Below are 7,015 nucleotides of genomic sequence, written 5' to 3'. Positions count from 1 at the left end.
AAAAAATCAAAAGTAAGCGCAATTGCAATACCTGTCGTACTGGTAGTTGCCTTGAGCGTCTAGGAGGATAATTGACTATCCTTTTTAAGCAGATCTTAAAGAATCTGCGTGTCTTTAGACCGCAGAGTGTCAATGGTTTAACCACTTTTGCGATTAATTCAGTCTGTAACAAACATGATAAAACCTGCCCTTACTAAAATTGGCGCTCAAATGTCCAACTTAACTGGCGTAAGAGCGATTATGAAAGATATTAATGAAACCCTCAGAGCTAGTAAGGGACAGGAATTATATAATTTGAGTGCTGGCAATCCGTTGATTTTACCAGAGGTAGAACAGTTATGGCGGGATTGTACGGCAGATTTATTAGCCAGTTCTGAATATGGTGAAGTTGTTTGTCGTTATGGTTCAAGTCAAGGTTATTCACCATTAATTGAGGCAATTGTTAAGGACTTTAACCAGCGTTATGGGTTAAGTTTAACTGAGCGGAATATTTTAATTACTGCGGGTAGTCAAACTATCTATTTTTACGCCGCTAATGCTTTTGGTGGCTATACTGAAGATGGCAATTTGAAAGAAATTGTGTTGCCGTTAAGTCCAGATTATACTGGCTATGGTGGTGTTTGTTTGTTCCCAGAAGCTTTGGTTGCTTATAAACCTACTCTGGATATTGATACAGCCGCACATAGATTTAAATATCGTCCTGATTTTAATCAACTTGCGATTACAGAAAATACTGGTTGTGTGATTTTTTCCCGTCCCTGTAATCCAACTGGTAATGTTTTAACTAATGATGAGGTAAATAAAATCACTGATTTAGCTGCACCCCATCATGTACCTGTATTGATTGATTCGGCTTATGCACCACCTTTCCCAGCTTTGAATTTTACAGAAATGACTCCGGTATTTGGGGAAAATATTCTCCACTGTATGAGTTTATCAAAAGCAGGTTTGCCTGGAGAACGGATTGGGGTAGCCATTGGAGATGAAAACCTGATTCAAGTTTTGGAATGTTTCCAAACCAATGTGGGAATTCATTCTTCTCGATATGGTCAAGCGATCGCAGCTAGAGCGATAGAATCAGGTACATTAGCAAATATCGCGGAAAATGTGATTCGTCCTTTCTATCAGCAAAAGTTTGATGTCTTAGAAAGTACCCTAGAAGCAGCTATGCCTAAGAATATACCCTGGTTCTTACATCGTGGTGAAGGGGCGATTTTTGGCTGGTTGTGGTTGCAAGATTTACCCATGACTGATTGGGAATTCTACCAGGAATTAAAGAAAGTGGGTGTAATTCTTGTCCCTGGTAGTAGTTTCTTCCCTGGTTTAAAGGAGGACTGGGAACACAAACACCAATGTCTGCGAATTAGTTTAACTGGTAGTGATCAGGAAATTACTATTGGTATGCAGCGTTTAGCAAAAGTTGCTGAACGGGTTTATCAAGTTGCGGCTGTGAGAGTGTAAGATAAATGAACCACGAAGAAGCGAAGAACACGAAGAAGAAGAAGGAAGGAAGCAGGGTGCAGGGTGCAGGGGGAAAAGCTCAAAAAGTACCTGTTCCTAATCACCAATCACCAATTACCAATCACCAATTCCCAATTCCCAATCTCGATGATTGGTTGGAAATTGGCAAAATTGTCTCACCCCAAGGTTTAACTGGGGAGTTGCGGGTTTATCCTAATACTGATTTTCCTGAACGCTTTGAAGAACCGGGAAAACGCTGGTTGTTACGTCCTGGGGAAACGGAACTGCAACCTGTGGAGTTGTTAAATGGGCGATATATTGAGAATAAGAATCTTTATGTGATTAAATTGAAGGGAGTGAGCGATCGCCATCAAGCTGAAAATATGCGTGATTGTCGGTTTTTTGTGCCTGTGAGCGATCGCCCAGAATTGGATGAAGGTGAATTTCATGTGTTAGATTTGCTAGGGTTGCAGGTCTTTATGCAATCATCTGGGGACTTTGTGGGAACGGTGGTGGATATCTTACCTTCTGGTCATGATTTATTGGAAGTTAAATTTGATCCTGCTTTTATCACTAATAACGAAGAATTGACAACTGATAAAGCACAAAAAACAGTTTTAATTCCTTTTGTGATGGAAATTGTTCCTGTTGTTGATTTAGAAAATCGTCGAGTTGAAATTATTCCTCCCCCCGGTTTATTGTCAATTAATAATTAACAGTTGTAGGTTGGGTTGACGTATGTTACCCAACATAATCAAAATTTTGTTGGACACAACAAGATAAAAAACAAGATAATCAAAACTTTGTTGGGTTGCGCTGTTGCTTAACCCAACCTACAAATACTCCAAATATATTTATAATTACCTTCTAAATTTTCGTTCCAAGAAAGCAATAATTTGGGTTCTTCCGTACCTGTTATGCCAAATATGAGTTTATTTACCCCATAACCCATATAAATAAAGGATTTTATTGTTTTTGATACCAAATTTGTCAAAATAACCAATGAATTAATGTAAAATCCTTATATAACAAGGATCTTGGGATTTAAAAAAATAATTTAGCATAACAAGTCCCGAAGACCCAAATATTTATCTTCTTGACCTTCATAACGTTCTTTATTTTGTAGAAATTCATCTACTAATTCTAGCCTTTGTCCTACTTCTGTTAGACTCAATTTATAATGTAAGTTTTTTCCGTGCCTTTCTGGATAATTTAAAATAATCTCTATATTAGCTATAGAATTACTTCCCTTACCTTTCCATAAAAATTCCTTAATACCTCCTCCTTGCCGAAATGGGGCTGGTAAATCTATTGGTGTTGCTTTTAAAATATTAATAGCTTCTATTAAATTAGACTTGCCAGAAGTATTACGACCAATTAACACATTTAGCGGTTGTAGTTCTATTTCTTCCCCATCACTTCCATAGGAAAGGAAGTTTTGTAATTTAATTTTGTGAATAAATCTTTGACCTTCCATCTATTTCTCCTCATCTGAAAATATCTATCCTAAAACATATTCTCAAACTTCCTCAAGGCTGTTATTCCTCTCAAAAGTCTGACATCAGAAATATATTTTATCCTTAATGAATTAGTTGTAATCATGCCGCCCCTTATCTTACCACTCATATCCGTACTTTGCAGTAAACTATCCCCCAAATCTCGGTTACTTACTAATGAAAAAGCAGAAAATAATAGACTTCCCTGGAATAAAATCTTTCATTCCCTCATATACAACGAAATTATCGAAAAATACCCCAATAATCAACCCTATCCTCCTGATTTAACCTACCGAGAAAATATTGCCCGTCAACCTATTCACAAAATTAGAGGCTATGATCAGAATAGCAGCACTGCAATTTTAGTCCCTGTTGATAGTTCCCAGCCTCAACACTGGATTAATTGGTATATCAGGAAGTAGTAGCATGAAAAACCAAAAATGTCCCACTTGTCAAGGTGAGTTAGAAACTAAGCAAATTGAAAAAATGCTAAAAGGAGGAAATAACACCGCCATTATCCATGTAGAAGCAGAAGTTTGTTCAAAATGTGGAGAAAAGCTCTATAAACCAGACGTTGTTAGCCAATTTACTCAAATTCGTGCCAAACTTAGAAATCAACAAACAGAAGATTTTCAAGTGATTGGTCAATCCTTCCGCATTTCTGTTTAATTAATCAAGGAAGGCTGAAGAATTTTATTCTAAGTTTGATAACTGTGAAGATGTTAATAAGTTTTTAGGCTGATCTCAATCACTTGTCTAAGATCTTTGTTACCAGATGTCTATGAATAATCTTACATCTTGCAATTGTCACAGGCAATTATACTTGAGTCTTGAGAATGGGTGGCCCGGGATTCGAACCCGGAACAAATCGGTTAAAAGCCGAGTACTCTACCGTTGAGTTAGCCACCCTTTTGCTGTTTTTCCAACTTTATCAATATACCATCAACAGCCATGGTTTTGTCAAGGGGTTTTCAAAAAAGATTTGCCGTTAATCCAAAAGAAGCAGTACAACTAGCTCCAGGAACTAACACAGTCAGGTTTTCACCAGTGTTGAAAGCATTGCGGGTGGCACTCCAAGGCTCTAGACAGTAGAATTCTTTGCCTTTAACAGTCCAAAACACCAACCAGGTAGAGAAATCATCGTAATCGAGGGTTAGCTTCAACCTGCGGCTGTTATCTGTGACTGTGGCTGATTTGCTGGTTAGTTGTCCAAAGGCAAAATCAATTTCATCTTGGTTAAAGTCAAATTTGCCGTTAAAGGCGTGGATTTCCTTAGTTTTGTTATCTTGATATTCTCCAGAAGGAAGTTCCACTTCTAGCTGATTTTTGTCACCACAGAGAAAATAAGGGTGGAAACCAGCGGAAAATGGCATGGGTGTAGATGACAGATTTTTATATTCCTGACGCACTACTAAGGTATTACCTTGGAGTTCGTAGGTAAAAGCCAATTGAAAATCAAAAGGATAAACTGCCTTTGTTTCCTCGTTGCTGCTGAGAACTACAGTTAGACTAGCCTTACCTTCAGTATTTTGCGCTGTTGCTGTCCAAGGCAATTCCCGCGCAAAGCCGTGTTGTTTAATGGTATACTCTTTTCCATCAACGCTGTAAGTATTATCAGGTAAATTACCGCAAAGAGGAAACAAAATTGGATTGCCGCCCCTGACGCTCAAATCAGGATGGGTAAAGCGTTCAGCGTCTAGGTAAAATATTTCTTGACCTTGCACCAGCCAACGAGTGATGATACCGCCTCTTTCTGGGACAACTTCTATTTGTGTACCAGCGGTTTTATCTGACAGGATGTAAGTTTTGTATTGTCTTTGTTGAATGTCAATGGTAAACATGATTGTATTTAAGTAGGTTGTTAGTTGTCAGTGGTCAGTGGTCAGTGGTCAGTTCCAATTAACAGCTTGCCAGAGTTACTCAAGCGCGTCAAAGGAATGGGATCTCAGGTTTCTCCTACCGACGATTCCTAGGTCGCGTTTCGCGATCGCACTTGATCAATCTAACCTACAAGCGAATCGCACTTGATCAATCTAACCTACAAGCGATTCCTAGGTCGCGCTAGTTCCCTCCGGGACGCAATGCGTTCGCTATCACACCAAAATATCACAATATTTTCCGCTCCAATGCTTTATTATACATAGACCGCCTATCAATTTCTTGATTTGGCGATCGCTATTCCTGTGAACGAAGTGTTAGGTTATATTTGGATCTGGCACTTGTAAATCGCGACATATCTTTCTAGCAAGTAAGTTGTTAATCTCACGATGGCGTGGAATAGACGTTGATCTCTGTGCAGCCCGATTGACATAAATAGTATGGCTACCACCTTCTCTTAAAAACTCACAACTATTGGCTTCAACATGACGAACTAAGTCTACACGCTTCATGCAACTGATAAAAAAATAGGTTCACGAATAACGTCCTGATCTTGAAGTAGTTCCTCTGTTAAAAAGCGGTTAGCTTCTAGTACCAACTCAATAGCTTCCTCCAGATTAACTCTTGCTTCATCAAGAGTATCACCCTGAGTATTTGCTCCAGGCAGTTCTTCGACAAAACCTATGTAGCCTTCAGAGACTTTCTTGAACACTTTAGTTAATTTAAAATTCATGGTTAGACATTATATATGTTTTCAACAAGTATATCACCAAAATTGAAGCAAAAACGGCTATTTAAAGGCGATTCCTAGGTCGCGCTTCGCTAACGCACTTTATCAATTTAACCTACGAGCGATTCCTAGGTCGCGCTTCGCTATCGCACTTTATCAATTTAACCTACAAGCGCTCGCTCGCACTTAACCTCAACAGGCGAACTGACAAGTCAGTCTACAGTTGATCAAGCAGTTGATCGTATTCTGCATGAGAACCAACCCAAAACCAGATTACAGTATCTTCTTCTAATTGACCGACGGCTCGATAGTCTTTATTGATGCGTGCGGAATAAATGGGCAGTTTTGGATGAACTTTCTTAAATCGCAAGCTTGGGTAGTTTGAATCTTGCCTGAATTGCCTATAAGCTTTACGAGTCTGGCCTTGAATCGGCTCTGGGAGATCAGAAAACATTTTACGAAACTGGGTGGTGGTACGAGATTTCACAATGTTTCTGGGTCTAATTCTTGAGTTTTACCTGCTCGGTACTCTGCCATGGCTTCGGCTGACAGTTTCGCCAATAAATCTGGGGAATGAGCAAATGAATCATCCCATCGCTGATCATCTTCGAGTTCTTCCAGAATTAGGGTTGCGATCGCATCTTGCTTGTCAGTAGGTAAGATTTTTAATCGGGCGATCACCTGTTCAAGTCGTTCAGTCATATTGGAATCCACTTTTCTTTCATGACACATACCTCAATTATCGCTTATCTAATCAAGATCGCAAAGCATAAAATAGCGATTCCTAGGTCGCGCTTCGCTATCGCACTTCCTAACACCACCCAAAAAGCGATCGCACTTGGTCAATCCAACCTACAAGCGATTCCTGCGGAGCGCTTCGCTATCGCACTTTATCAATCCAACCTACAAGCGATTCCTAGGTCGCGCTTCGCTATCGCACTTGCTCAATCCAACCTACGAGCGATTCCTGCGGAGCGCTTCGATATAATGGCTAAGTTGAGTGGCGGATAACATCGGGCGCATCACCACCAAGATGTCGCCCCTGTCCTCTCCAACGTGTTCTTGTATCTTGCTTTCGTGATAAGCTCACAACTTCTCTACCGCTTTCAGCTTGTTGCTTTTGCAAATCAGCAAAGATAGCTTTCAAGTCATGATTGAATGATCGAGAATACTGTTCACGAATTCTGTGGATCTCTTCCACAATCTCATCATGAAACATAATCAACCTCCTAGAAGTTCATAGGGTGTACAAAGAATCGGCAATTCGTACCCAAAATCAATGCTGATCTCCGCCAATTTTCCCTGAATTTGAGCATTGGCAATATGCTTACAATTCCATGTCAGCAGATAATCCATTCCTTGACACTCTGCGGTCTAAAGACACGCAGATTCTTTAAGACTTGCTTAAAAAGGATAGTCAATTATCCTCCTAGACGCTCAAGGCAACTAC

At 39.7% G+C, this 7,015-nt stretch carries 12 protein-coding genes, 1 tRNA gene and 1 pseudogene; 5 read left to right on the top strand and 9 right to left on the bottom strand.

Annotated elements, in window-relative coordinates:
* Nucleotides 1-177 precede the first annotated feature (177 nt).
* Together AN490_RS03125 and rimM are read left to right on the top strand one after the other, a co-directional pair.
* On the top strand, nt 178-1,461 hold the full coding sequence (locus AN490_RS03125; protein WP_299999850.1) for a valine--pyruvate transaminase: 1,284 nt from the start codon (nt 178-180) through the stop codon (nt 1,459-1,461).
* Nucleotides 1,462-1,466: 5 nt separating this feature from the next.
* Nucleotides 1,467-2,177 (top strand): ribosome maturation factor RimM, encoded by a 711-nt coding sequence (gene rimM, locus AN490_RS03120; RefSeq protein ID WP_299999848.1) that lies wholly within the window; start codon nt 1,467-1,469, stop codon nt 2,175-2,177.
* A gap of 341 nt (nt 2,178-2,518) precedes the next feature.
* On the opposite strand, the gene AN490_RS03115 is transcribed toward rimM, so the two are convergent.
* Complete coding sequence (locus AN490_RS03115) at nt 2,519-2,938, bottom strand: AAA family ATPase (RefSeq protein WP_299999846.1); 420 nt, start codon at nt 2,936-2,938, stop codon at nt 2,519-2,521.
* 123 nt (nt 2,939-3,061) lie between these two features.
* On the opposite strand from AN490_RS03115, the gene AN490_RS03110 reads away from it, so the two are divergent.
* Both AN490_RS03110 and AN490_RS03105 read left to right on the top strand, forming a co-directional pair.
* Nucleotides 3,062-3,379, top strand: a complete 318-nt coding sequence (locus AN490_RS03110) for a DUF4258 domain-containing protein (RefSeq protein WP_148764018.1) — start codon at nt 3,062-3,064, stop codon at nt 3,377-3,379.
* A 4-nt stretch (nt 3,380-3,383) separates the two neighbouring features.
* Nucleotides 3,384-3,626 (top strand): YgiT-type zinc finger protein, encoded by a 243-nt coding sequence (locus tag AN490_RS03105; RefSeq protein WP_148764016.1) that lies wholly within the window; start codon nt 3,384-3,386, stop codon nt 3,624-3,626.
* 168 nt (nt 3,627-3,794) lie between these two features.
* Here the strand turns inward: AN490_RS03105 and AN490_RS03100 are convergent.
* The 6 genes from AN490_RS03100 to AN490_RS03075 all read right to left on the bottom strand — a co-directional run bounded on the left by AN490_RS03100 (nt 3,795) and on the right by AN490_RS03075 (nt 6,267).
* Nucleotides 3,795-3,866: transfer RNA gene (locus AN490_RS03100), tRNA-Lys, on the bottom strand.
* Nucleotides 3,867-3,928: 62 nt separating this feature from the next.
* Nucleotides 3,929-4,798, bottom strand: coding sequence for an aldose epimerase (locus AN490_RS03095; protein WP_299999842.1), 870 nt, complete (start codon nt 4,796-4,798; stop codon nt 3,929-3,931).
* A 354-nt stretch (nt 4,799-5,152) separates the two neighbouring features.
* The gene (locus tag AN490_RS03090) at nt 5,153-5,347 is read right to left on the bottom strand and encodes a type II toxin-antitoxin system HicA family toxin (protein ID WP_299999840.1); all 195 of its coding nucleotides are present in this window, start codon (nt 5,345-5,347) and stop codon (nt 5,153-5,155) included.
* A complete protein-coding gene (locus AN490_RS03085) occupies nt 5,344-5,547 on the bottom strand; it encodes a type II toxin-antitoxin system HicB family antitoxin (protein ID WP_299999838.1) in 204 nt (67 codons plus the stop codon). Before AN490_RS03085 ends, AN490_RS03090 begins: the two co-directional genes overlap by 4 nt.
* Before the next feature lie 235 nt (nt 5,548-5,782).
* Complete coding sequence (locus tag AN490_RS03080; RefSeq protein WP_299999835.1) at nt 5,783-6,052, bottom strand: hypothetical protein; 270 nt, start codon at nt 6,050-6,052, stop codon at nt 5,783-5,785.
* Complete coding sequence (locus AN490_RS03075) at nt 6,049-6,267, bottom strand: hypothetical protein (RefSeq protein WP_148764004.1); 219 nt, start codon at nt 6,265-6,267, stop codon at nt 6,049-6,051. Before AN490_RS03075 ends, AN490_RS03080 begins: the two co-directional genes overlap by 4 nt.
* 21 nt (nt 6,268-6,288) lie before the next feature.
* Between AN490_RS03075 and AN490_RS03070 the strand changes: the two genes are divergently transcribed.
* Nucleotides 6,289-6,576, top strand: coding sequence for a hypothetical protein (locus AN490_RS03070; protein ID WP_299999832.1), 288 nt, complete (start codon nt 6,289-6,291; stop codon nt 6,574-6,576).
* Here AN490_RS03070 and AN490_RS03065 read toward each other — a convergent pair.
* Both AN490_RS03065 and AN490_RS03060 read right to left on the bottom strand, forming a co-directional pair.
* The gene (locus AN490_RS03065) at nt 6,557-6,766 is read right to left on the bottom strand and encodes a hypothetical protein (protein WP_299999830.1); all 210 of its coding nucleotides are present in this window, start codon (nt 6,764-6,766) and stop codon (nt 6,557-6,559) included. The two genes, AN490_RS03070 and AN490_RS03065, sit on opposite strands and share 20 nt — an antisense overlap.
* A gap of 20 nt (nt 6,767-6,786) precedes the next feature.
* Nucleotides 6,787-6,924: pseudogene (locus tag AN490_RS03060) on the bottom strand (DNA-binding protein); the annotation flags it as partial.
* Between the last annotated feature and the right edge of the window lie 91 nt (nt 6,925-7,015).

Source organism: Anabaena sp. AL09 (assembly GCF_001672255.1).
Lineage (GTDB): Bacteria > Cyanobacteriota > Cyanobacteriia > Cyanobacteriales > Nostocaceae > Dolichospermum > Dolichospermum lemmermannii.
Note: the sequence above shows the minus strand (reverse complement) of the source record. Positions and strands in the feature narration are given on the sequence as shown.